19 protein-coding genes, 5 tRNA genes and 4 pseudogenes are annotated in these 23937 nt (G+C 37.8%); 7 read left to right on the top strand and 21 right to left on the bottom strand.

The features are described 5' to 3' along the window. Positions 1–10 precede the first annotated feature (10 nt). From OWR28_RS24000 to OWR28_RS23990, 3 genes are read right to left on the bottom strand one after another with little or no spacing between them, the layout of a single operon-like run. Entirely contained in the window at positions 11–943 is a 933-nt protein-coding gene (locus OWR28_RS24000; protein ID WP_332388812.1) for a PLP-dependent aminotransferase family protein, read from the bottom strand. Next, a complete protein-coding gene (locus OWR28_RS23995; RefSeq protein ID WP_332388811.1) occupies positions 898–1425 on the bottom strand; it encodes a GntR family transcriptional regulator in 528 nt (175 codons plus the stop codon). Before OWR28_RS23995 ends, OWR28_RS24000 begins: the two co-directional genes overlap by 46 nt. A 43-nt stretch (positions 1426–1468) precedes the next feature. Beyond that, a complete protein-coding gene (locus tag OWR28_RS23990) occupies positions 1469–1834 on the bottom strand; it encodes a hypothetical protein (RefSeq protein WP_332388810.1) in 366 nt (121 codons plus the stop codon). A gap of 206 nt (positions 1835–2040) precedes the next feature. Here OWR28_RS23990 and OWR28_RS23985 point away from each other — a divergent pair, with 206 nt between their 5' ends. Next, positions 2041–2658, top strand: coding sequence for a helix-turn-helix transcriptional regulator (locus OWR28_RS23985; protein ID WP_332388809.1), 618 nt, complete (start codon positions 2041–2043; stop codon positions 2656–2658). An 83-nt stretch (positions 2659–2741) separates the two neighbouring features. Here OWR28_RS23985 and OWR28_RS23980 read toward each other — a convergent pair. The 5 genes from OWR28_RS23980 to OWR28_RS23960 all read right to left on the bottom strand — a co-directional run bounded on the left by OWR28_RS23980 (position 2742) and on the right by OWR28_RS23960 (position 3352). After that, a tRNA-Leu gene (locus tag OWR28_RS23980) sits at positions 2742–2825 on the bottom strand. Positions 2826–2898: 73 nt separating this feature from the next. Then, a tRNA-Leu gene (locus tag OWR28_RS23975) sits at positions 2899–2980 on the bottom strand. 120 nt (positions 2981–3100) lie between these two features. Beyond that, positions 3101–3184, bottom strand: a tRNA-Leu gene (locus OWR28_RS23970). Positions 3185–3190: 6 nt separating this feature from the next. After that, positions 3191–3266 (bottom strand) — tRNA-Gly (locus tag OWR28_RS23965). A 4-nt stretch (positions 3267–3270) separates the two neighbouring features. Continuing rightward, a tRNA-Leu gene (locus OWR28_RS23960) sits at positions 3271–3352 on the bottom strand. Between the two features lie 178 nt (positions 3353–3530). Between OWR28_RS23960 and OWR28_RS23955 the strand changes: the two genes are divergently transcribed. Genes OWR28_RS23955 through OWR28_RS23940 form a run of 4 tightly spaced genes read left to right on the top strand, consistent with a single transcriptional unit; the run spans position 3531 to position 6399 of the window. After that, the gene (locus OWR28_RS23955; RefSeq protein WP_041461994.1) at positions 3531–3908 is read left to right on the top strand and encodes a DUF3127 domain-containing protein; all 378 of its coding nucleotides are present in this window, start codon (positions 3531–3533) and stop codon (positions 3906–3908) included. Between the two features lie 57 nt (positions 3909–3965). Beyond that, positions 3966–4619 carry a leucyl/phenylalanyl-tRNA--protein transferase gene (gene aat / locus OWR28_RS23950; RefSeq protein ID WP_332388807.1) on the top strand — a complete coding sequence of 218 codons (654 nt, stop codon included), beginning with the start codon at positions 3966–3968 and terminating at the stop codon, positions 4617–4619. Further along, positions 4606–5484 (top strand): EamA family transporter, encoded by an 879-nt coding sequence (locus tag OWR28_RS23945; RefSeq protein ID WP_332388806.1) that lies wholly within the window; start codon positions 4606–4608, stop codon positions 5482–5484. The genes aat and OWR28_RS23945 overlap by 14 nt, the downstream gene beginning before the upstream one ends. Positions 5485–5532: 48 nt before the next feature. Next, positions 5533–6399 carry a hypothetical protein gene (locus OWR28_RS23940; protein ID WP_332388805.1) on the top strand — a complete coding sequence of 289 codons (867 nt, stop codon included), beginning with the start codon at positions 5533–5535 and terminating at the stop codon, positions 6397–6399. A 45-nt stretch (positions 6400–6444) separates the two neighbouring features. Here the strand turns inward: OWR28_RS23940 and OWR28_RS23935 are convergent, their stop codons facing one another. The 9 genes and pseudogenes from OWR28_RS23935 to OWR28_RS23895 form a co-directional block, all read right to left on the bottom strand. Next, complete coding sequence (locus OWR28_RS23935; protein WP_332388804.1) at positions 6445–7827, bottom strand: tetratricopeptide repeat protein; 1383 nt, start codon at positions 7825–7827, stop codon at positions 6445–6447. Between the two features lie 206 nt (positions 7828–8033). Next, positions 8034–9002: a zinc-binding alcohol dehydrogenase family protein gene (locus OWR28_RS23930; protein WP_332388803.1), complete on the bottom strand. Its 969-nt coding sequence runs from the start codon at positions 9000–9002 to the stop codon at positions 8034–8036. A 327-nt stretch (positions 9003–9329) separates the two neighbouring features. After that, positions 9330–9653 carry a hypothetical protein gene (locus tag OWR28_RS23925; RefSeq protein WP_332388802.1) on the bottom strand — a complete coding sequence of 108 codons (324 nt, stop codon included), beginning with the start codon at positions 9651–9653 and terminating at the stop codon, positions 9330–9332. Beyond that, the gene (locus OWR28_RS23920) at positions 9632–9910 is read right to left on the bottom strand and encodes a hypothetical protein (protein ID WP_332388801.1); all 279 of its coding nucleotides are present in this window, start codon (positions 9908–9910) and stop codon (positions 9632–9634) included. The genes OWR28_RS23925 and OWR28_RS23920 overlap by 22 nt, the downstream gene beginning before the upstream one ends. A gap of 48 nt (positions 9911–9958) precedes the next feature. Then, positions 9959–11341 (bottom strand): phosphoglucosamine mutase, encoded by a 1383-nt coding sequence (gene glmM / locus OWR28_RS23915; protein ID WP_332388800.1) that lies wholly within the window; start codon positions 11339–11341, stop codon positions 9959–9961. Between the two features lie 62 nt (positions 11342–11403). Next, complete coding sequence (locus OWR28_RS23910) at positions 11404–12420, bottom strand: DUF4421 family protein (protein ID WP_332388799.1); 1017 nt, start codon at positions 12418–12420, stop codon at positions 11404–11406. Positions 12421–12637: 217 nt separating this feature from the next. Next, positions 12638–14669, bottom strand: a pseudogene (gene feoB / locus OWR28_RS23905) (ferrous iron transport protein B). Continuing rightward, positions 14669–14923 (bottom strand): FeoA family protein, encoded by a 255-nt coding sequence (locus tag OWR28_RS23900; protein ID WP_332388798.1) that lies wholly within the window; start codon positions 14921–14923, stop codon positions 14669–14671. The pseudogene feoB and the gene OWR28_RS23900 overlap by 1 nt, the downstream one beginning before the upstream one ends. Before the next feature lie 132 nt (positions 14924–15055). After that, the gene (locus tag OWR28_RS23895) at positions 15056–15955 is read right to left on the bottom strand and encodes a GLPGLI family protein (protein ID WP_332388797.1); all 900 of its coding nucleotides are present in this window, start codon (positions 15953–15955) and stop codon (positions 15056–15058) included. A 300-nt stretch (positions 15956–16255) separates the two neighbouring features. Between OWR28_RS23895 and OWR28_RS23890 the strand changes: the two genes are divergently transcribed. Further along, a complete protein-coding gene (locus tag OWR28_RS23890; RefSeq protein WP_332388796.1) occupies positions 16256–16633 on the top strand; it encodes a damage-inducible protein DinB in 378 nt (125 codons plus the stop codon). Between the two features lie 55 nt (positions 16634–16688). Here the strand turns inward: OWR28_RS23890 and OWR28_RS23885 are convergent. Next, a pseudogene (locus OWR28_RS23885) lies at positions 16689–19372 on the bottom strand (hypothetical protein). Positions 19373–19843: 471 nt separating this feature from the next. Here OWR28_RS23885 and OWR28_RS23880 point away from each other — a divergent pair. Next, positions 19844–20725 carry a cupin-like domain-containing protein gene (locus tag OWR28_RS23880; protein WP_232722697.1) on the top strand — a complete coding sequence of 294 codons (882 nt, stop codon included), beginning with the start codon at positions 19844–19846 and terminating at the stop codon, positions 20723–20725. Positions 20726–20784: 59 nt separating this feature from the next. Here OWR28_RS23880 and OWR28_RS23875 read toward each other — a convergent pair. The 3 genes and pseudogenes from OWR28_RS23875 to OWR28_RS23865 form a co-directional block, all read right to left on the bottom strand. Continuing rightward, positions 20785–22508: pseudogene (locus OWR28_RS23875) on the bottom strand (M14 family metallopeptidase). Between the two features lie 155 nt (positions 22509–22663). Further along, a pseudogene (locus OWR28_RS23870) lies at positions 22664–23391 on the bottom strand (metallophosphoesterase family protein). Next, entirely contained in the window at positions 23392–23889 is a 498-nt protein-coding gene (locus OWR28_RS23865; RefSeq protein WP_494168534.1) for an RNA 2'-phosphotransferase, read from the bottom strand. Positions 23890–23937 lie beyond the last annotated feature (48 nt).

Below are 23937 nucleotides of genomic sequence, written 5' to 3'. Positions count from 1 at the left end.
GTAATGTTTATTAAATTCTGTTTTTTATCATTTTACCCAGCTTCTCAAGATCGCTTTCCACTCTGTCGGTCCATTCCAAAGCGTAATTCAGCCGCATGCAGTTCTGGTACTGATTATATTGTGAAAACATTCTTCCCGGAGCAAAGTTTATTTTCTGCTCAAAAGCCACATCATAAAGGTCTTCGGTACAAATTCTTTTGTCCAGTTCCAGCCACAGCATAAAGCCTCCTTTGGGTTCTGAGATTTTAGTATTGTCAGGGAAGTATTCGGCTACCGATTTCTGGATCTGAAGATAATTGGCATACAGCTTTTTCCGGAACATTCTCAAATGATGGTCATACCTTCCATGGGCCAGAAAATCCGCAATTACATCTGAGAATAGCGACGGGCTGGAAACCGTCTGAACCAGCTTCTGACGGATAATTTTTTCTTTAAATTTTCCCGGGGCCACCCATCCTGTCCTGAAACCGGGAGCAAGGGTCTTGGAAACCGATCCCACCCACATCACAATTCCGGCTTCATCATAAAATTTGCAGGGCTTTGGTCTTCCTGCCCCGAAATAGATGTTTCCGTAGACATCATCTTCAATAAGGGGCACATTTTGTTCAGTAAGCATTTTCACCAGTTCCTTTTTATGTTCATCGGGCATCTGGAACCCTAACGGATTATTGTAATTCACCACAAAACAACAGGCGGAAAGCTTTGGAAGCACTTTTTTTAGAGCATCCAGATCAACCCCTGTAATAGGATGGGTTGGAATTTCCACAGCCTTGAGCCCCAACAGATGGATAGCCTGCAGGATTCCAAAATATACCGGGCTTTCTACCGCTACACAATCTCCCGGTTTCGTAACCGCCATCAGACCGTGATAAACTCCATTCATCGCCCCTGAAGTAATCACCAGATCATCTTCTGTGATTTTCCCTCCATCACAATTGACCATTTGGCAATTTCACGCCGAAGCTGCTCGCTGCCCTGCACTGATTCGTAATGGACACCGCTGTCACTTTTCCTCTTTACCACATCAATCATACATTTCTTCATCTTGGCTACCGGGAGAAGGCTCTTCCCAGGAATTCCCAACGCAAACTGTGTGACATCCGTACCGGCAATAGTTCCGAATACCTTGTCAAAAAGATCCTGAGGCGTATTCTCCCCTTCTGAATGTTTCATCTGAGCTACAGAAGGCAGGGCCAGTTTCCGTTGGGAAGACTGGCTTACATAATACCCATATTTAGGCCGTGATTCTACCAGAGAACGGCTTTCAAGCTCCATATAGGCCTGTTTTATCGTATTCAGGCTTACATTATATAGCTTTTGGGCGCTTCTCAGCGAAGGCAGTCTGTCTCCAAACTGCAGGGTTTCGCTCTTGATCTGCTCTGTGACAGAATTGGCTATTTTAAGGTACAGAACATCTTTGGACATAGAATCAGGGTTTTAAGTAAATGTACAATTTTTCCCATCTTTATTAAGGATTAAGCCAGCTGATCATACTGCTGATACTGCTTTTTAATTGTTCCGGATCCTTGAAGTTAGGTGTATTATTATTTTTAAAATATCTTTCTGCACAGGAAAAGAAGTTCCGCTTTTCAGCATCAGTCATTTTTCTTTTATCATATATTTTAAAGGAAATTTCATTCTTTTCATTTACGATGAGACTGGCAAAAGCAACTACTTCCCCTCCATTCTTAGCCAAAAGAAAAGGAAGTCCGAAATTCTTATCTGCGATCTTCAGATGCTGTGTTTCCAGAAAAATATTTTTCAGCACCAGCATGTCTGATATATAAGCTTCAACATATTGAAACTGTTTCTGATGTTGAACCATTGTTTCCATATTTTCTTCTTTAGCCAAACAAAATTATGGAGTATTTAAGTTTGGATACAGATACAGAACTATACAATATTATGGGTACAGATTTTTTAAAGGAACTTTATCTTCCTTTTTCAGAACAATTTGATTCTATCCGAAACAGCATTCATGCAAATATATTTAGCATAAGGTGTTTTGCATTTTTATATTTGCAAAAAATTTTGGACAGGATGAGCTTTTTCGGAACTAATATTAAGAAAATAAGACAGGTTAAAGGATTGAGCCAAAAGGCTTTCGCCGATCTGTTCGGTCTCAACAGGGGTGTGATAAGTTCTTATGAAGAAGGGCGTGCAGAACCTAAAATTGAAACTATACTAAAGGTTGCCGATCATTTTAATCTTACCCTTAATCAACTGCTGACTGAACCTGTCCGGGAAAAACAGCTGAAAAGTGTTTCTGATACTGATCAACATATACTTTTTCCTGAATTAATGATGCAAAGCAGCGTAGAAACAGAGAAAGACCCTCTTTACACTTCAATATGGCAAAAAATATTAGCATCGGTTGATCTCGTTTATGAATTTACTTCTGAAAAACCTCCACTTCCTCAATATCAATCCGGTGATATTTTATTTCTGAATAAAACAGATCCGAAAACGGACTCCATTAACAATTTGCTGGTGTACACCAACAAAAATCTTCAGTATGCAACTGATCATCAGTCTATAAACAATCAGGAATATTATAAGATTGTAGGGTATGTTTCAACTGCTGAGAAAAATATTTTCACAAGCATTTTTGAAAGACTGGAAAAACTGGAAAAGAAAACGGATCTGCTCAACAACTGAGAAAGCATCAGCTTATGGACTTTGCAAAAAGTTTGAAGATTATAAAACAGAAAAACCCTCCGTACTTTCATACGGAGGGCTTGTACCCCAGACGGGACTTGAACCCGTACGTCCTTGCGGACACAGGATTTTAAGTCCTGCGTGTCTACCAGTTCCACCACCAGGGCATGGTGAAGGGCGAAAAAAAGATTCGAACAAAAGTTCCAATCTTCCGGTAACTCCAAAGAGTTTTTCGCATAGTGCGGATGAAGGGACTCGAACCCCCACGCCTCACGGCACCAGATCCTAAGTCTGGCGTGGCTACCAATTACACCACATCCGCTGGTTTGCTGATCTGAATTTACAGATTCAGGCTATATTTCTTACAAATATAAAAATTTTATTTAAAGAACACTCTCTATTAAAACAAAAAACCCTCCGTAAGATATTACAGAGGGTCTTGTACCCCAGACGGGACTTGAACCCGTACGTCCTTGCGGACACAGGATTTTAAGTCCTGCGTGTCTACCAGTTCCACCACCAGGGCATGGTGTGGAGCGAAAAACGGGATTCGAACCCGCGACCCCAACCTTGGCAAGGTTGTGCTCTACCAGCTGAGCTATTTTCGCATAGTGCGGATGAAGGGACTCGAACCCCCACGCCTCACGGCACCAGATCCTAAGTCTGGCGTGGCTACCAATTACACCACATCCGCTGGTTTTTTATATTGTAAGTTTTAAAGAGCTTGCTTCGTTTTTGTGAGTGCAAATATAGGACAATTTCCTTTAGTACCAAACTTTTCAGGAAAAAAAATTAAAATTTCCACATTTTTTTTTCACGGCACCTTTTATTACATTTCATTTTCTTACTTTTACAACGTTAATATTTACGATATGGAATTACAAGGAACGGTAAAGAAACTTTTTGATGCTCAAACATTTGCGAGCGGGTTTCAAAAAAGAGAAATGGTTATTTTGACCCAGGAACAGTATCCACAGCCGATAAACATAGAATTTTTATCTGATAAAATCAGTTTATTAGATAACCTTAAGGAAGGAGAAAATGTAAAAGTAGGAATCAACATCAGAGGTAGAGAATGGGTTTCTCCTCAGGGTGAGACTAAATATTTCAACTCTATTACAGGATGGAGAGTAGAGAAAGTATTTGATAATGCTTCAGAACCTACTCAGGCAATGCCTCAGCAATCTGCTTCTCCAGTTTCAAATGAGAATCCGTTTGCTGGTGATGACGATGATGATTTGCCTTTTTAATTAAAGAATAAAGATCAATATAAATCCTGCTTTTTGAAGTGGGATTTTTTTCTAAAAATGGTCCGATTAGACGAGAACGAGATTTCATTTCCAGACCCTGAACTGTATGACGGTCATGAGGGAGTGATTGCCTTTGGAGGTGACCTCTCCGTAGAACGTATTTGGTTTGCCTATCAATTGGGGATTTTTCCCTGGTACAATCCCGGAGAGGAGATTCTTTGGTGGTGTCCGGATCCAAGATTCGTGCTAATTCCTGCAGAATTGAGGGTTTCAAAATCTATGAGAAAAATCCTGAACAGGAATGTTTTTACTTTTTCTGAGAATAAGAATTTCAGGGAGGTGATCAGAAACTGCCAGCAGGCAACCCGGAAGGGACAGTCAGGTACATGGCTTTCCGATGAGCTGATGGATTCTTTTATCCAGCTTCATGAGTATGGGCTGGCCAGAAGCGTGGAAGTATGGCAGGATGGGGCGCTTGTAGGAGGTTTTTACGGATTGCAGATCGGGAATGTGTTCTGTGGAGAAAGTATGTTTGCCAAGGTGAGCAATGCTTCCAAAGCCGGGTTTATCCATTTTGTAGAAAGTAACAAAAATACAATTGAATTGATTGACTGTCAATCCCATACAGAGCACCTTGAAAGCTTAGGGGCAAAAATGATTCCTAAAAAAGAATTTCTAAAAATCTTACACGAAAATAATGAACGCAGATAAAGAAAAATGGGTTCTTCTGATTGTCCTGAGTATTATCTGGGGATCATCCTTTATTTTAATCAAAAAATCACTGGAACATTTCAATCCTTTTCAGGTAGGGTCTTTGCGAGTGCTTATTGCCGGGATCATTTTACTTCCGGTTGCCATTTCCAATTATAAGCTTTTCCCTAAAAAACATCTGAAATGGTTGATTCTGGCAGCTTTTACCGGAAATTTCATTCCAATGTTCCTGTTTCCGATTGCTGAAACTGAGATTAGCAGCAGCATTGCAGGGATTATCAATTCCATGATGCCTATTTTCGTGATCATTGTCGGCGCACTGGTGTGGAAGTTTGAAACAACCAAAAAACAGATCATCGGAACGTTAATAAGCTTCACAGGGGTCTGTATCCTTGCATTTGGAGGTGATGACAGCGGAGAGTTTAAAATGATTCCGATTCTTCTGCTTTTATTAGCTACTTTATGCTACGCCCTGAGTACAACAACTGTAAAATCAAAACTTATGGAAGTCTCCTCCACTGTTTTGTCTGCTTTTGTTTTCTCGTTTGTTTTGATATTTCCTTCTATTATTGCATTGACATGTACAGGTTTTTTTTCTGAATTCAGTTTTTCGAAGGATAATCTGCTGGGGCTGATGTTCGTCAGTCTTTTATCTATTTTCGGAACGGGCCTGGCGATGATGATGAATTACCGTTTACTGAAAGTTTCCAGCCCTCTTTTTGCTTCAACTGTAACTTTGGTAATGCCCATTGTAGCCATTATCTGGGGGATTATTGATGGCGAACAGCTGACTTATTTACAATTTACAGGAGCAGGAATCATCATAGGCGGACTGATATTTTTAAGAACAAATCCTAAAAAGTAATATGATGTTATAAATTAAATTATATTTGGGCCGATTTAACTTATAGCTATGAAAAAACTTCTACTTTATGGCTCCATAGCCTTGTTTACCCTATCCTGTTCTGATTCAGACAACATCTCTTTTGACAACAGCGACCCTTCGGCTCAGAATGTGATACTTCCTACTAAAATGACAATAGATGGTATTGTCATGAAAGTCAATTACAACGGAACGAAGATCATCAGCATGATCAATAACATTAACCATGGTCAGAGAGTGGAGTTTTCCTATACTGACGATTACATTACAGGTATCAAAAATTACGAAAATAATGTTCTTGAAAGTACTGTTGAGTATAGCTATTCCAGTGGGCGCATGTCGTCAGCAGTCATTAAGGAATATTCCACTACCGGAACATTACAAAACACTGTTTCATTTACCTACACCTACACCAGTAATACAGAAATCAATGTAAAAAGACAGACGAATTCGGGAACTGCCGGTTCTTCGACCATCAACAGCGTGTTTACCTACAGCAACGGAAATATGGTAAGCAGTCTAGGTTCAGGGACAGGAACCGTAAATGGAAATACAGTTAATTATACAGAAAAAGAAACCTATACTTACACGGATAAAAATTATCCTTTTAAAAATGTGAAAGGTTTTGATAAGATCATATTCAATGGAAATGAGAGCAGTGATGGTGTCAGCATGTTATTTTCGAATATAAAAAACAGCTTAAGCAGTTATAAGGGAGAGTTTACCAGCTCCACAGCCGGAGGGGGAACAGCCACCGGAACAACTCAGCATAAGTATACAACAACTTTTAATACTGCCGGTTATCCATCTGAAGAAAGCAGACAGTCTCTTGACGCGAACGGAAACCCTAACAGCAGTACACCAGATAAGTTTTTTTACGAATATAATTATCAATAAAAAAACCTGCAGTTTTGCAGGTTTTTTGTTATTTTTCAGATAAATCTAGTTCTTTTTCTTCACTTTACCGGCCTTAACCTTTTTTACTTCATCTTTAATGAAAGGATATTTTTTCTGCATATCCTTAACCAAAGACGGATCAAGATCCAGTGCTTTCTGAAGTGATTCCATTCCTTTATCCTGCTCTTTCAGATTGAAATAACAGTTGCTTAACTGATAAAACAGTTCAGCCCTGTGATGCCTTTTAATAGCTTTATTCAAAACCGTCACCGCATCTTCATATTCTCCTACCAACATCAAAACTTCTGAATAGGCATACCAGTTGTAAAACCTTGAAGGCTCTGCATCTACCAGCTTTTTAAGACATGAGAGGCTTTCTTCAAACTTCCCGGAATCGATGAATAAAAACGCCAGTCTCTTCTGATAATCAAGGTTGTTTTCATTCAGCTGGGTAGCTTCTTTGGCAAAATGCAATGCTTCGGACATTCCGCCCATTTCTTCATAAAGATAAGACTGTTCCATCATGGCAAGATAAAACTGAGGGTCTTCTCTCAATGATTTCTGGAATGCATTCAAAGCCAGGATAGGTTGTTTTAAAGCCTTGTTGCATAATCCGATCTTATAGAAGGTAAATGCTTTTGTATATTCCAGCTCCAGCATTTCTTCATAAGTGTCGATTGCCTTCTGGTATTGTCCCAAAGCTTCATAACAGGCTGCTTTATTGGCATATACTCCTACTGAATTGGAGTTGATTGCCAATAAATAATCATACCCTCTTATCGCTTCATCATAATTTTTTCTGTTGAAATAGAATTGTCCGTATTCAAACCAGGCGGTTTCAGAATAAGGGAATTCATCTAAATATTCATTAAGAAAGGCAATTGCCTCCTCACTCTTATTCAGGTCACTGAAGCATACCATACAGTTTTCCAGCGCATATTCATCCGCCGGATCTTCTTTCAGTGCTTTCCTGTAATGCTTAAGAGCGTTAAAAGGATCTCCGAGATTCACATATTCATCCGCAATAAAGTTGTGGAGAAAGTTTTCTTCTTCCTCTAATGTCAAAGCTTTTTTGCAGATTTCAATGGATTTTCTGGGATTTCCTAAGTTCGAATAATACTTGGCGTAGCAAACCAAAAAGTCTGTATTCTCCATAGAAGCGCCTTTCAGTTCGTCAATAAGTTCTTTCGCCGTATTATACTCTTCCCACTCCAGAAGGATCTCAAGTCTTTTGATCTTAATATCCAACGAATTAGGGTGAAGCTTAAGCCCATAATTAACCGCCATATCTGCGTAATTAAAATCACCAAGCTCCAAATAATAAACAATAATGTCTTCCAGCTCTTCGGTATCGAAGTAGAATTCGTCATTGTTTTCCATCATTTCCTCGAACTTTTTTACAAGTTCATTTCCAAAATACTCTTCCAATAGTGTCCTCTTTGTCGGCCTGATGTCTGAATTTACTTACAAACCTCGGCAAACGTTTAGTTAATAATACATCTGAAACTGATATTCAAATATTTATGCAAAGTTGCAACTTTTTTTGAATTTTCCATTTCATAAATTTCTATTATAAAAATAGTAAAAAAAGAAAACCGATAAAAGGATTGTGGATAAAAAAACGGAAATTGGGGTTAAATTCTTATGACCAGGCGTTTTCCGCTTTGTATCTCAGCGTTCCATACAGTTTCGATATTTTTAATATCAATGTCCTGTGTTTCCATTTTTATTTTTCCATCTACGGCGGCCTGAAACATTCCGGGAATAATTTCTGAGAACAAAAGTACTGTTTCTTCCTTCGTCCAGCTTCCCAATCCCGATCCGGAAATCTGAATATCAGTCCCCCGCAGAACCTGTGAAGACAGCTGAATGACATCTCCGCTCATTCCTCCTACGTTTACCAGCCTTGTTTTATGGGAAAAGCTGCCATCTCCTTTAAGGGCAGATAATATCATTTCTACGGAATGTCCCCAGATATAATCCAAAATAATATCTATAGGCCTTTCCCTGTGAATTTCTTTTATTTTTTGCTTAAAATCATGTTCCTCCAGTTTGAGAGAAACCACCTCATCGGCACCTAATTCACGTAAAGCTAAAAGCGATTCTTCATTTCTTCCGGTAACGATAATCTTACCCGCTCCGTATAGCCTGGCAACCTGAACCGCAATTTTACCCGTAATTCCTGTTGCCCCATTGATCAGAACAGTATTACCCTGTCGTAATCCCGCCTTGAATTTTAATGCCATTGCAGAGCCCATCACCGCATTGGGCAATGCAGCTGCTATAGAGAAATCCAGTTTTTCAGGAATCGGAATGATCATTTTTTTATCTGCTGCTGCTTTTTCTGCTACGGTTCCTTTTTTACTGAAAAAATAGACTTTATTTCCGTTTTCCAGATATCCTGCTCCGTCTGTCCCGATAATTGTTGGCTGGTGTTCCTGATTATCTGTTGAATAGTGATTTCCACCAGCTCTGGCTCTGTCAAGGTTTTTAATAGCCGCGGCTTTCACTGTAACTATAATTTCATTTTCCTGTGCTTCAGGCTCAGGAAAATCGGTGTATTGAGGAATATTTCCTTTTTCAAATACTACTGCTGCTTTCATTCTTTTAATTTTTAAACAAAATTATGAGGAGTGAATGCTATGGAACGATAACATTTGTTATCATTTTAAGAAAGGAAGCCGGAAGCAGAAGGCTGGAAGTTTATAAGCGGGCAATAGATTAAAACGCAGAGAACGCCAGGAAATAGAAGAGCAAGTATTAATTTGTTCGCAAGGGCACTTCGTTCAGCAAATAACAATTAACATCACTGAGAGGAACGCCTTTGCGAACATTTTCAACAATACCTATTATTCTTTGCGAACATTGCATTTAAGATGAGTCAGAATTTATGCAGTTTCTTTTTAAACTTCCGGCTTCCATCTTCCTGCTTATTCCAGTCTTTCTTTCAATATTTTGCTTTTGATCCTGCTGAGATGTACGGTGGTAATACCGAGATAGGAGGCAATATAATGCTGGGGGACTCTTTTGATAATCTCCGGTTTTTGCTTTACCAGATTCAAATATCGTTGCTGCGGTGTGTCTTTAATGAATGAAAAGAAATGCTTCATATAATCAAATATTCTTTCAAAAAGAGCATCCATAAAGAGATTTCTGAGTTCGGGTTTTTCATAAACTTCTTCCAGGAAAGCTTCCACATCAGATCTGCTGATTTTATATAAAATACAAGGTTCTATGGTCTCGAACGATACCATACTTGGCGAGCCTTTTTTAAAGCTTTCAAGGGAAGAAAACATCGTATTTTCAAGAAAAACTGGAATGTTACGTCTTTTCCGTCATTATTATACCAGGCTCTTGCCATTCCTTTTTCTATGTAATAGGCATTACAGGAAATCTCCCCTTCCTGTAAAAGCAAAGTTTTGGCAGGAACTTCCATACGTTCGAAGCCGCTTACAAATTTTCTCCATTTTTCTTTGGGGAAAGGAAACCTGTCTTTGATATGTTCAAACATTCCTGATATAAAAAAGAACGGACGCATTGTCCGTTCTTCGTATATTTTTTAGATTAAACTCTTGATTTTTGCAATGATATCATCTCCCAACTGATCTGCTTCTTCCTGAGATTTAGCTTCAGTATAAATTCTGATGATTGGCTCTGTATTGGATTTTCTAAGGTGAACCCAATTGTTTTCAAAGTCTATTTTAACACCATCAACAGTAGAAACTTCTTCATTCTGATATTCCTGTTCCATTTTACTTAAGATAGCGTCTACATCAATCTCCGGCGTAAGTTCTATTTTCTTTTTACCCATAAAATAGCTTGGATAGCCTGCTCTTAGTTCAGAAACGGTTTTGTTTTCTTTGGCTAAATGAGTCAGGAACAGGGCAACTCCTACTAAAGAGTCTCTTCCGTAATGTAAATCTGGATAGATAATTCCTCCGTTTCCTTCTCCTCCGATCACTGCGTTTTTCTCTTTCATCAGAGTAACTACATTTACTTCCCCTACTGCGCTTGCAAAGTATTCTGAGTTGTGTGCATGTGCCACATCTCTCAAAGCTCGGCTTGAAGAAAGGTTGGAAACAGCCACTCCGTTTTTATGTTTCAATAAGTAATCAGCAACGGCTACCAGCGTATATTCTTCTCCGAACATTTCTCCTTTTTCATCAATAAGGGCTAATCGGTCTACATCCGGATCTACCACTACTCCTAAGTCTGCATTTTCTTTTTTTACCAGCTCACAGATATCTCCCAAATGTTCTTTCAAAGGTTCAGGATTATGTGGAAAGTGTCCGGTTGGTTCACAATACAATCTGATGGTTTCACAGCCTAATTTATCCAAAAGCATAGGAATCGCGATTCCTCCTGTAGAGTTCACAGCATCCAGAACCACCTTAAATTTCTTCGCTTTGATTGCTTCCACATCTACCATCGGCAGATCCAGAATCTGCTGGATATGAATATCAAAAGCATCATCTCTTGTTTCATATTTCCCAAGATCGTCTACTTCTGCATAGTTGAAGTCTTCACTTTCTGCCAAAGCCAGTACTTCTGCTCCATTTTCCCCGCTGATGAATTCTCCTTTTTCGTTTAATAATTTAAGGGCATTCCATTGTTTTGGATTATGGGAAGCAGTAAGGATGATTCCTCCGTCTGCATTCAGCTCAGGAACCATTACTTCAACAGTTGGCGTGGTAGAAAGACCAAGATCTATTACATTTATTCCCAGTCCCTGCAAAGTAGCAGTAACCAGGGAAGAAACCATCTGTCCAGAAATTCTGGCATCTCTTCCAATGATAAGGGTAAGATCTTTTTTGTTTTTATTATTCTGAAGCCATGTTCCGAAGGCGGATGCGAATTTTACCACATCCAGCGGTGTCAGGTTATCATTTACTCTTCCTCCAATGGTTCCGCGAATTCCGGAAATAGATTTTATTAATGACATGATGTTTTTTATTTTGTTTTTCTAAATTTTCCATCGCAAAGATACTTAAAAGACCTTTGAACTTATAGAACGGGAATCTTTTTTTGAATTTTATCGTAGGTATTTTTTACAACTTTCGGTGGTGCAAAGCGATAGCCTATATATAACAGTCCATAAAGGTTATTATTTTCCACAGTCTGGTTATCTTTCTGGTCGTATGCATAGCTTTTAAAATTCATTTTACCTCCGAATAAAAACCGGTCAGTATTATAGCCTATATGAAGGCCTCCCTGCATTCTTATGGTTGCATACTGCGCATTTTTTTTAGCACTCCCGTTCTCAATATCCGTGTAGCTGGAGAACTTTCCTCCGATCCCGACGGTCAGATAAGGTGAAATATTAACCTTATCTCCAATCACCCAATTATAGAAATACCCGATATTTCCTCCGATATTATACTGTATTTCCTTGCTTTTGACGCCGTCAATTGTATTTCTGAAAATGGTAAGATCATAATCCACAAACGGAATCCAGCTGCCACTGCTTTTCTTCTGCCATTCTCCCTGGGTGTAGATGCTTCTTGCTGAAAAATTTTCCTTGAGAATATAGGATGTTGAACCGCCAAAGGTTTGCACCCTCAGATCCGGAAACTGAATGTACGGATCTCGTCCTTCCTGCCATCCTGGGGAAAGGTCTTTCATATTTTCTACATAAAAGCCCCTTACATTTTTATAATAAACGTTCTGGATAAATCTTCCGGGAAAAAATCTGAAGCTTAGATCGGTATAAGAACTTTTTCCTTTCATTTCATCATCATTATTTCCGTCTAAAAACCTGGGCGCAAATGATACCGTCGCACTTATGATTCTATAATCGACAGAAAGGGATGTTTTCGTTTTATTGTTGATTGACAGGTCCATCCTGAACGCATCCTTACCTTCTCCTGCTGAAAAAACATAGCTCTCAATATTAGTATCAAGATTGACACGAATCATTACCTGGTCTGCATAAGACTTGGTATTGACAGTATCTGACTGTGCCTTTACCTGAAGGACAAATAAAGAAAATAATATCGGTAATCCTGTCTTTAAGAAATTCAAATTAATAATTTACATTAGAAAAATGAAATTACTACATTTTTTTTAATTATCCGATGAACCCAATATTAAGAACAGCCGCAATCTTTATCGCAGTGGGTTCTTTTGGAACTGAATTTCTTAGGAGCAAAGTTCTTTTTTAGTACTTTAAACAGAGAGTAGCAGGCGAATGCTACAATGAGTATAACAAGTACATACTGAATGATTAATGATGAGTCCATTACTTTAAAATCTGATATACTATCATCGACACAAAATATGCCAAACCTGTCATCATGACCACCTGAAAGCCGGTCCATTTCCAGCTTTTGGTTTCTCTGTAGACTACTGCCAGTGTAGAAACACACTGCATTGCAAATGCGTAGAAAAGAAGAACCGAAATTCCGGTTGCAAAGCTGAAAACTTTTTCTCCGTTGGGCTTTACATCTCTTCTCATTTTATCAATTACTTTTACTTCCGGGGCATCATCTTCAAGACTGTAAAGTGTAGACATTGTGCCTACGAAAACTTCTCTTGCCACAAAGCTGGTAAGGATTCCTACCCCATTTTCCAGTCGTAGCCGAGCGGAGCAATAACAGGCTCTATTCCTTTACCCATTTTCGCAAGGTAAGAATGATCAAGGTGAACATCGGTAGCGACGAACTGATCTGCTTTCTGGCTTGGCCCGAAGTAACTCAGGAACCAGATAATGATACTGACAATAAAGATTATTTTTCCGGCTCCGGTAATGAAATCCCATACTTTTCCTAAAACCATTTTAAAGTCATATCCGAAAAGTGGTTTTTTATAGGCCGGAAGGTCCATTACGAGATAGGTTTTACCTTTACTTTTAATAAATCTTTTAAGAATTGATGCTGAGAATAAAGCGACCAGGAAGCCCAGAAGGTACATTCCCATTAAGACCAGTGCTTTATATTTTATTCCTAAAAATGTTCCTTCTGAAATAATCAGTCCGATGATGATACTGTATACAGGAAGTCTTGCCGAGCATGTCATAAAGGGTGTTACCAATATCGTCAGCAGCCTTTCTTTCACATTCTCAATGTTTCTGGTAGAAATCACTGCCGGGATAGCACAGGCAGTACCTGATACAAGCGGAACGATACTTTTACCGTTTAGCCCGAAAGGACGCAGCAGTCTGTCCATCAGAAATACAACCCTTGCCATATATCCGGAATCTTCCAGCAGGTAAAGGAAGTACAGCAGGATTCCGATCTGTGGTGCAAAAACTACGATTCCTCCTATTCCGGGAACGATTCCATTTGAAATCAATGAATTAATTGGTCCTTCGGGAAGATGCTCGCTTGTAAATGCGGCCAGCCAGGAGAAAGTATCTTCAATCCAGCTCATCGGATATTCTGCCAGGAAGAAAACGCTTTGGAAAATAATCAGGAGAATCGCTAAAAAGACTACGTATCCCCAGAATTTATGAACTAAAACTTTGTCCAGCTTTTCAGTAACTAATTCTTTGAACTGAGCTTTTTTAGAAATAATATCAGCCAGGATTTTGTCTACATTCTGATATCTTCTGACAGTTTCCTGAACCTGTAATCTTTTAGGAACCAGACTTTTGGAATCAGGCTCATTGAGCAGTTCCATTACCGAGCCTATTCTTCCGAGATCTGTCCCCAATGAGAGGCTCATCCAGGCTTTATATTCATTGTCAAAACCTTTATGGGCTGCCAGCTTCTGAATAAAATCCCTATGTTCGTTTGGTGTTTCAAAAGAAACTTTATCTGTTTTTACAAATTCATTGCTGTAAACGGCTTCCCTTACTGCATCAATTCCTATTTGCTCTTTGGCATTGGTCTGAATAATTTTAATGCCCAGTGCTTCTGAAAACTTTTGAATATCTATAGTAATACCTCTTCTTTCTGCCTGATCAATCTGATTAACAATCAGAATCATCGGAATTCCGAGGTCCTGGATCTGCTGAAACAGAAGCAGGCCCCTTTTAAACTTAATGCTTCAAGAATATAAACAACCCCCGCATAGTTTTCCTGCTCGTCAATCAGGTATTTGGAAAAAATAGCTTCATCTTCTGAACTCGGGTATACGCTGTACGAACCCGGAAGGTCTATCACCTCCACTTCTTCGTTTTTATAAACATAGTTCCCCGAATGACTGGCAACGGTAACGCCGGCGTAGTTTCCGGTTTTCTGCTTTTTGTTGCAAAGTGTATTGAAAACCGTTGACTTCCCTACATTAGGATTCCCGACTAAAAGTATCTGTTTTTTCTTGTTTTCCTGCATTAATTCAATTCTTCAACAATGATGTAATCTCCTTCTTCCTCACGAAGAGCAATCCGGCTTTTTTCAGCTCCAAACTCTACATACATGGGGCCGCTGAACGGAGCCTGATACAAAATCCTGAAAGTGGTTTCCGGAAGAAGTCCCATTTCAATAATTTTATTGGGCATTTTAAGATGGTCGTTATCATATCCCAATATCTTCCCCATTTTATTTTTAGGGAATCCACTTAATTTATGTAATCCGTTCTCTTTCAAAGCCTAATTTTTAGTCCTGCAAATATACGCTATTTAAATTTAATCTAAATAACGTTTTATCATAAAAGAAATCACCCCAAACACATTGCTGTATCTGGGGTGATTCAAAATATAATTTAGTTGATATGAAGTCTATTTCTTCTTCTTGTCAGAAGGTTGTTCTTTTTCTATTGGATTGTCATTGGATCCGAAGAAATCTTTCACCTGTTTTTCAAGTCTTTTCATAAAGTCTCCTACTGTTCCATCTGTTCCAGGCATTGGCCTGCTCATATTTTCTGCTGTCATATATGGACGAGATTCAGCGAAAGGATCTGCTTTGTATCCTTCATAAGATTTCAAGAACTTTTCTTTAGATGTAGGAGTTATTGTATTGCTCATCATTCCCATTTTAGCATTGATCTTATCTGCATATGACAATTCATCATAGTTTTCGATCTTCTTATTTCCGCTCAGTTGCCAAGAATAGTTTTTATCAGCATCTTCAATTTTTACAATCAGACCTGGAAGACCTTTAAACTTATACGGTCCATCCTGAAAAGGAATATCTGAGCTGAACCATGCTGTCCATTTTCTGCCACCAAATTCAGTAGTTGCTTTCTGAGCATTATATTCTCCTACTTTTTGTTTATCTGGCAAAATGCTCCATTGTAATTTCGGATCATCCTCATATGAGAACAGGTTTCTGCTGATTCTGTCTACATACTGAACCTTCATGTCCGGATAACTTTTAATAATCTTATAAGAGAATTTCGGCCATTTTATCAGCTTAGTCATATCTTTAAAAGACTTGGTCTTCTCCATTTCTTCTATCTGTACTTTAATGATAGAATCCTGAGCCGGCATAGTATAATCCTGATAAATTGATTTTTTGGGTGTGATATCAAGAATGGTAATAATCTTATCCAGTTTCGCTGAATCTTTCTTAGGCTTAAAAGTCAGTTCATAAAAGAAACGGTTGGCTGTCTCTTTAGATTCCTGAGCTCCTGCAAAAGCAAAAAGTGCAATAAGAAATATGGAGAATAACTTTTTCATTGTAACAAGTTTATATAATTAGTAACCGCATGTTTTATTTTGTTACAATTTTTTTCAAATTTTATTTTCCAGTAAAAAATATTCTTCCGTTTCAATCTTTACAACTTAAAAAATTATGATTCTCTTAAAACATTTTCATTTTTAAAACGCTTACCTTTAAGTTTCTAAAAAACAAAATATTATGGATACTTTATCTCAATTAAAATCCGAACTGGAGGGAGAATTCCAAACCACAAAAAAATTTATTGAACGATTCCCTGAGGGAAAAATGATTATGCTCCCCATGAAAAAAGCATGAAAATGATGCCTCTTGCCACACACCTTGTAGAAGTTTTTGAATGGCCGAATACTATTTTGAAGACTTCCGAACTTGATTTTGCCAAAGGAGACTACAAACCAACAGTTCTTTCCACCAAAGATGATCTTATGAAAAAGCTGGAAGAAGACTATCAGTCAGCAAAGACAGCATTGGAAAACAGTACTGAAGAGGATCTGAAACCAAGCTGGACCATTAAAAATGACGGCCATGAACTGGCAAGCTGGAGTAAATACGGGGCCATACGCCACGCTTTAAACCAGATTACCCATCACAGGGCTCAGCTGGGCGTATATTACAGACTGAATAATATTCCTTTGCCGGGAAGCTATGGGCCTTCAGCAGACCAGCAAAGTTTTTAATTACTATCTAAGTATATCTCAACAAAAAACCAATCCATGCGGATTGGTTTTTATTTTATTTAAAGTTGAATTTTACGGTTAGCATAACCTGGCTTGGGCGGAGTTGCATAGTTGTCTGGGTAATAGTTGCATCCCCAACATTTATTTTTTCAAATACTTTTCTATCTGCAATATTCATCCATTTTAATTCAAAATCAACTTTTTTCTTAGACCAGCTGAATTGGTATGAAACATCAAAAAACCCATTGTTTAATTTTGTTTGCCCTAATTTTGAATTGATCTGATCCCAGTAAAAACCAATAGTATGATTTTCCAAAGGATAGAAAAATACATTTAAATTATGAGTATATCCCTCCGTTTTACCAAGATCATTCTGAATGATTCCATTACTTTGCTTATTCCATGATTTGGTCATATTGAAATCAACACTCATCCACGAGAAATAGGTATTATTGAATTTAAATCCTAATGTATTACCATTAGTTTTAGTATCAATAAGATCTGTGTTTCTTATAGATTGAGATTTTGAGATGCTATTATTATAGCTGAATGATGCATTGGTTTTAAACTTCGGAAAATATTTTCCAATTTCTGCATATAAACTGTTGTTTGTTCTTTTGTTTTCTTTTTCTATATACTCAATTTCACTAAATCCTGATTCGTTAACTATGCTTGAAGCCAAAAGGTTATTTTTTGTATCACTTAGCCTATAGCCTACATTAAAAAATAGATTATTCAGCGGATTTCTGTACTCCAATCGCAATCCTCCATTTTTTGTATTGGTTTCAGGTATTGGATTTTTAGGATTCATTTTATTAAATCCACCTGGACTTATTAAAATATAGCCGGCATAAGCAGTCTGAATATCTCCAAAATTGTTACTGATTCCTCCATTCACACTGGCTTTGAAGAATGAAGCAAATGAATATTGTGCAAAAATATTAGGAGTAAATGTTACTTTGCTAAGAGATTTCGAAACATTTCTGAAAGCATCTTCAGCTTTGATATTATTAAAATTAACAGGGAAACTTGAAAATAAGCTCCATGATTCAGATTTATAATTAATTCCCACTGAAGCAGATGGATTAATTCTCGTAAACTTTAAGTCATTTTCGTAGTTTAATGTCGCAAAGTCTGGTTTGTCATTAACTGTACTTCCATCGAAATTTGTTATCAGTTTATCTGTTGAAAAGTCGAGTCCTACTTGCGGTGTAAAAGTCCAACCCTTAGAAGAAAAACTGATATTTGCAGAATGCGAAGTATCTAAAGATTTAATTCTGAAATATTGCAAAACAGTACTTCCTGGCGTGAATTTAATAGTAGTTAAGTCTGTACTATTTGATTCTTTGTAAGGAAACTGCAAATAATCGGCTGGAGAAATTTCTAAGGTCTGCCTGTCATTCTGATAATTAATATAAGATTTAAAGTTTACCATTTTTTCCTTCCATGGAATAATGGTACTCAGAGAGTTCTGGAAAGATGTTGTGGGTGATTCCAAAGCTTCATTTCCTATCCTGTAACCATTTTTATCATTTCTTTCTGCAAAAGCCCTATCCCCGTTCCAAAACTGTGAAAATGTAGTTGTATTTTTAAAAAACCCTTTTTTAGCATTTTTTGTAAAGATCAATTCTCCTTTTAGTTTATCCGTATAGAAATTATTCAGGAACCTTGTTGTGTATTGTGTTCCCTGCTGGATATCTCTGGTAACACTATTTGATTCTCTTTCTACTGCGTTATTAGTGTAGTTTGCATTGGCCTTAAGCTCCCATTCTTTCTTTTTATCAATATTGGTAAGGTAATTTGCAGAAAGGTAATGAACACTGTTCATTAAATATCTTTTTACCGGAAGGTTAGGAGTCTCTGCATTCTCTACACTCAACCAGTTATTCTGAGAAATATTACTTCTTCTTCCTTCCCATGAGCTTCCGAATGCCAGAATATTTCCTTCATTTTCCACCTGCTCACCCATATTATTGGTTTTATAATTGACCACCCACTGGCTTTTCTGCCCGAAAAACATGGGAGTCAGTTTTACATTCCAAAGCCATGGATCTCCGAAACCGGATCCCACTTCTCCTCTACCTGTCATGGTTACAGAATTTTTCAGCTTGATATTGATGGCTGCCTGATCTGAAGGTACTTTATCCTGCAGGATTTTTACCGGCTGGTGATTTTCGAGAACTTCTACTTTCTGTACCGCATCCTTTGGAAGAGAGTTGTTGATGGTTCCATAACCTCCTTCCATAAGGTCTTTTCCGTTGACATAAAATTTATTGATGGCATTCCCCTGGTACAGAATTGTTCCGTCATTGTTGACTTCAATCCCCGGAATCTTTTTCATTACATCTGCCAGGGTTCTGTCGTTTTTGCTGTTGAACGCTTTAAGATCGTAAGAGATCGTGTCTCCTCTTGCGGTGATCATTTTCGTTTTCAGCTGTACTTCTTTAATTTCTGTTGCTTCAGACTGCATTTTGAAATTCAGGGTCTGGTCGCTGTTGCTGATCTGTTTTGTAAGGGGTTTCTGGTTAAAGGCCTTCACTTTAAGATCCACATTGGATTCTGCTGAAGTAAAGGTCACTTTATATTCCCCTTGGAATTCGTAATTCCGTAAGCCAGAATAGCATCTTTTCCAGGCTCTTCTATCGTCACACTGGCACTTGGTATCGCCACTCCGTCATCATCAGTGATCTTTCCTGAAACCGTTTTCTGTGCGAAAGTAAGCACCGTAAAGAAAAGCATCAGAAATAAGGAAATATTTTTTTCATACTTATTATTTGCTCAATTAGTTAATGGTTATTGGTTTTTGTTACACTTTTTATAAAGATGAATTTTATGGATAAAGGTTAAATCATTTATCACTACAAATGTAGTGATATTTATTAAAGTTTTGATTTTTTCAATAAAATATGCATTTAAAAATCAATTCATCATAACTTATAGATCTTTACACTACTGATTATTTTTCTTAAAAACTATATTTGGCATATCAATTTTATAAAAACGCAGCCTGATTATTTTTTTAATCCTGTAACAAAGTCTTTATGTATTTTGTCTTATTAAATCAATAAAGGAATATTCTTACCAATAATAGAAATTTTGATATTTTTATCTGTTCCAAATAGTAAAATCTGATTTGAATCATAGATTAAAAAAATTAAAAACTGGTACATCAATATATATTTAATAATTTTGTAACATAAAATTTATAAAATGGGAATTATTTTAAAGCCTATAGATGTTGTAGATGATATTTCGAAAGAAGATTTCTACGAAAAATATCTGAAGCCAAGAAGGCCCGTTGTCATCAAAAATATGGCAAAAAAATGGCCTGCTTATCAAAAATGGACGATGGAATACATGAAGGAGGTTGTAGGAGATGTGGAGGTCCCGCTATATGACAGCTCAAAGGCAGATCCCTCTGCTCCCATCAATGCATCTGCAGCAAAAATGAAGTTTGGAGATTATATTGATCTTATACAAAGAGAGCCGACTGATCTCAGAATCTTCCTTTTTGACCCGATAAAATATGCCCCTAAACTTCTAGAAGATTATATTTCTCCCAAAGAATTAATGGGAGGTTTCCTGGATAAGTACCCCAATATGTTCTTTGGCGGTAAGGGATCAGTGACGTTCCTTCACTTTGATATTGATATGGCTCATATTTTCCATACTCACTTCAACGGCAGAAAACATATTCTTCTGTTTGATTATAAGTGGAAAGAAAGGCTTTACCAGATTCCATATGCAACCTATGCACTGGAAGATTATGATATTGAAAACCCCGATTTCACCAAATTCCCGGCGTTGGATGGTGTAGAAGGCATTGAGTGCTATCTTGAGCATGGTGATACTTTATTCATGCCTACAGGATGGTGGCACTGGATGAAATATCTGGACGGAAGTTTCTCTATTTCTTTAAGGGCATGGGACAAATCATGGGCCGTAAAAGCACACTCTCTGTGGAACCTTACTGTACAGCGTAAATTTGACGACATTATGAAGTCCAATTTCAAAAAGAAATACATGGACTGGAAAGAGAAAATGGCCATTAAAAGAGCTGAGCTAGCCTTGAAAAGAGGTTTACCAAGATAATAAAAAAAGACGTTTCTCCGGAAACGTCTTTTTTAGTTTACTTATTAATTAACAAACATTTACAACACTCTGTAAACAGGATATTGCCTGAATGTTTTTTCTTCAAAATAAGGAGAGTGCCTGTAAATCCAATCCAGCTGTGCAGTTCCGTCCTCCGACAATTTTTTATCTGATGCCCTGGCTGTTTCGAAAGCCTCTTTCAGTTTTTTATCTTTTTCAGAAGGTCAGCGGCTGTATCTTCGAAGATATAGGCAGAATAATATTCTTTCTGTGCCAATATTCCATCAAAGAAATTCCAGTTAAAGAAAGAGTCTAACGCCTCAGGCTCAAGCGTTTCTATAATGTATTTTACGCCTGGCTGACTGGTAGGAACCAGATAATCACCTGCAGAAAATGTTATGTTTTTAGTGGAAGCATCCACAGTCGTTTCAAAATGCAGATAATGCCCTTCATAAGGATTTTTAACGGTTTTGAAATCTTTGATTTTATAAGATTGAACCGCTAAAGTACTGTCCTTCTGAATCGGCTTCATCTGAATATGATTTCTTTTGAACTCTTCAAGAACCCGGTACTGTGACTGAGGGATCACATAATATTTAGGAATAGTAATATATCCCGTTGGGACAGCAGTAGTAAAGAGTTTTATATTTTTTGTAAAAGGTTTATTTCGGTCATAATACAGTCTGGGCTTACCTGAAATTTCACTTGGTTTGTATTTTCCTTCATAGCCTTTAAAATCCATCGTAGAAAATTTCGTAGAATCAATTTTCCAGCGGATTCCGTATTGTTTCCCAGCCTGATACTGTTTTAAGTTTTCAAAGCGAAGCTGTTTTATTTTTTGATAGTCCTTATCTAAATTCTGCAGATTCACCAGCATATATTTGTAAGTAGCATCAACCCTTTTGTCATAAGGCTTCAGCATATGGGTTTCAGGAACAGTTCCTAAAGAATTGAAAAGGGAAGTATATCCTGTGGAATATCGGGGAGAGTCTTCAAATGAGGCAAATCCAACTTCCGGAACATCTCCGTGAATATTTACATAAGGAGTACTTTCATACCCCAGTTTCTTCATGTCTTCAAGATTTTTAGCCTGATACTCATTGTAGAAATAGTTTCCGAGAGTGGTTCCCAGACGTTCTTTAAAAGTGGAAATATAGGTAAATGTATACTGATAATCCGCTCCGTTGCTGACATGATTATCAATAAAAACATCCGGTTTCAGCCATTGATAGATTTCCTGAAAGCTTCTGGCATTTTTGGAATCTGCCTTAACGAAGTCCCTGTTCAGGTCATAATTCCTTGCATTTCCTCTGAAACCGTATTGTTCCGGTCCATTCTGATTGGCTCTGGAATAGGAGCCTCTGTTAAGCATTCCACTGACATTGTAAGCAGAAATGGCAGCAATAATAAAGTTCTGCGGGGTTTTGATCTTTTGGGTGGCAAGATCTCTCATCAGCATCATGGTAGCATCTATTCCATCCGGTTCTCCCGGGTGAATGCCATTGTTGACAAAGAGAATTGCTTTTTCTTTTCTTAATTTTTCAAGGTCTTTTTCAGGAAAAGGATTATAAATAACGACATATATCGGTTTTCCATTGTCATCTTCTCCTTTTTTAAGGTATTGAATGGTATTGAAGTTCTTAGCCAGATCCTGATAGTAGCTGTTCATTTCATCATAGGTAACCGTCTGATTACCATTGCCTTTTTCAAAAGGAGTCTGAAATGATTTCTGTGCAAAAAATAAGGTAGAACTCAGGGTGAATAAAAGGTATTTCAGTTTCATTGAAGTCATATTTTCAGACTTTAAAAGTAGTTATCTTTTGTGAGAAATGGGAATGTGTTAGCAGGCAAAATTGCGAAAAAGTGAAAATGCAAAATTACTTTTAAAATAAAAACCTAACAGGTTTTGAAAACCTGTTAGGTTTATTCTCGACAGTATTAATTTCTGCCCTTTTCTTTAGGATATAAGGAGGGAAGCGGATCACTTTGCCAGAATTCTTTGGTATTAATATCCATGATGGATAAAGCTCCGGTATAAGCTGCTCCGGTATCCATATTCCAGACATTGGCTTTATTGGCAGGAACCCTAATTCCAATATCAAGAGTGGGCGTATGTCCGATGAATATTTCTTTGTACAATAGTAGTCTTTTGGGATATAATGCTGAATTTCTCTGCAGCTTTTTATCCATTGCAACAGCGGTTTCCCAAAGGGTTCTGTCCCAGCGGTAATTACTGGAATAAACTTCCTTCTCAGGACCGTGCATAGAAGCATACCCCGCATGAATAAACAGGCGGTTCTGATCGTCGATATAATAGTTTTTCATTTTTTGAAAGAACCCAAGATGAATATCAAGATCTTCCGGGAGATAGTTTTTATAACTTTCTACGGTACTTTTTCCTCCGTTGAAAAGCCATACATCAGGACTTTTACCTGATGCCAGCCAATCTTCGCACCAGGCATCATGGTTTCCTTTGATGAAAATACATTCCTGCTTTTGGAGAGATCCATTAAAAACTGTATAATTTGAGAAGATTCACTCCAGCCATCTACATAATCTCCCAGGAAAATCAGCTGATCATTTTCCGTGACTCCGGCTCTTTCGAGAACCTGCTGTAAGGCCTTATATCCTCCGTGAATATCTCCTGCTACTAATGTTCTGTTCATTTACTTTGAAATATATTTTGTATCCACAAAATCTGTGAGCCAAACCCCGTTTGCAGACTGAAAGAAAACCAGTCCATCCTGATGCATTGTCCCGGTTCTGATCGTAAGAATCACAGGCTTGCCGTGCCTCATCCCGACCTTTGCAGCAGTCTCTTTATCAGCGCTTAAGTGTACATGCTGGCGGGTTCTTTTTTCAATTCCTTTTTCCAGAATAGAAGCAATATTGGTTTCTGCTGTCCCGTGGTACAAAAATTCAGGTGGCTGTAGGGCTTCCAAAGCCAGGTCAATATCAACGGAATGTCCCTGACTGGCTCTGATCATGGTTTTATCTTCATTAAAAGCGAAACGCTTTTTATTATTGGTTTCTACTACCTCATCCAGTGCTTCGGGAGTAAAATATATTCTTCTTTTCGCAGATTTTTCTCTCAGCTCTTCTACATCTGCCCAGCCGTTTTCATCCAGAGTAAGCCCTATACTTTCCGGCTGATGCCGTAAGATCAGGCTTAAAAATTTACTTATTTTTTCTTTTCTATTTCGTTCATGGTT

Origin of the sequence: Chryseobacterium sp. 1B4 (assembly GCF_036631475.1) — a bacterium.
Lineage (GTDB): Bacteria > Bacteroidota > Bacteroidia > Flavobacteriales > Weeksellaceae > Chryseobacterium.
This window is presented reverse-complemented; position numbering and strand designations above follow the sequence as displayed.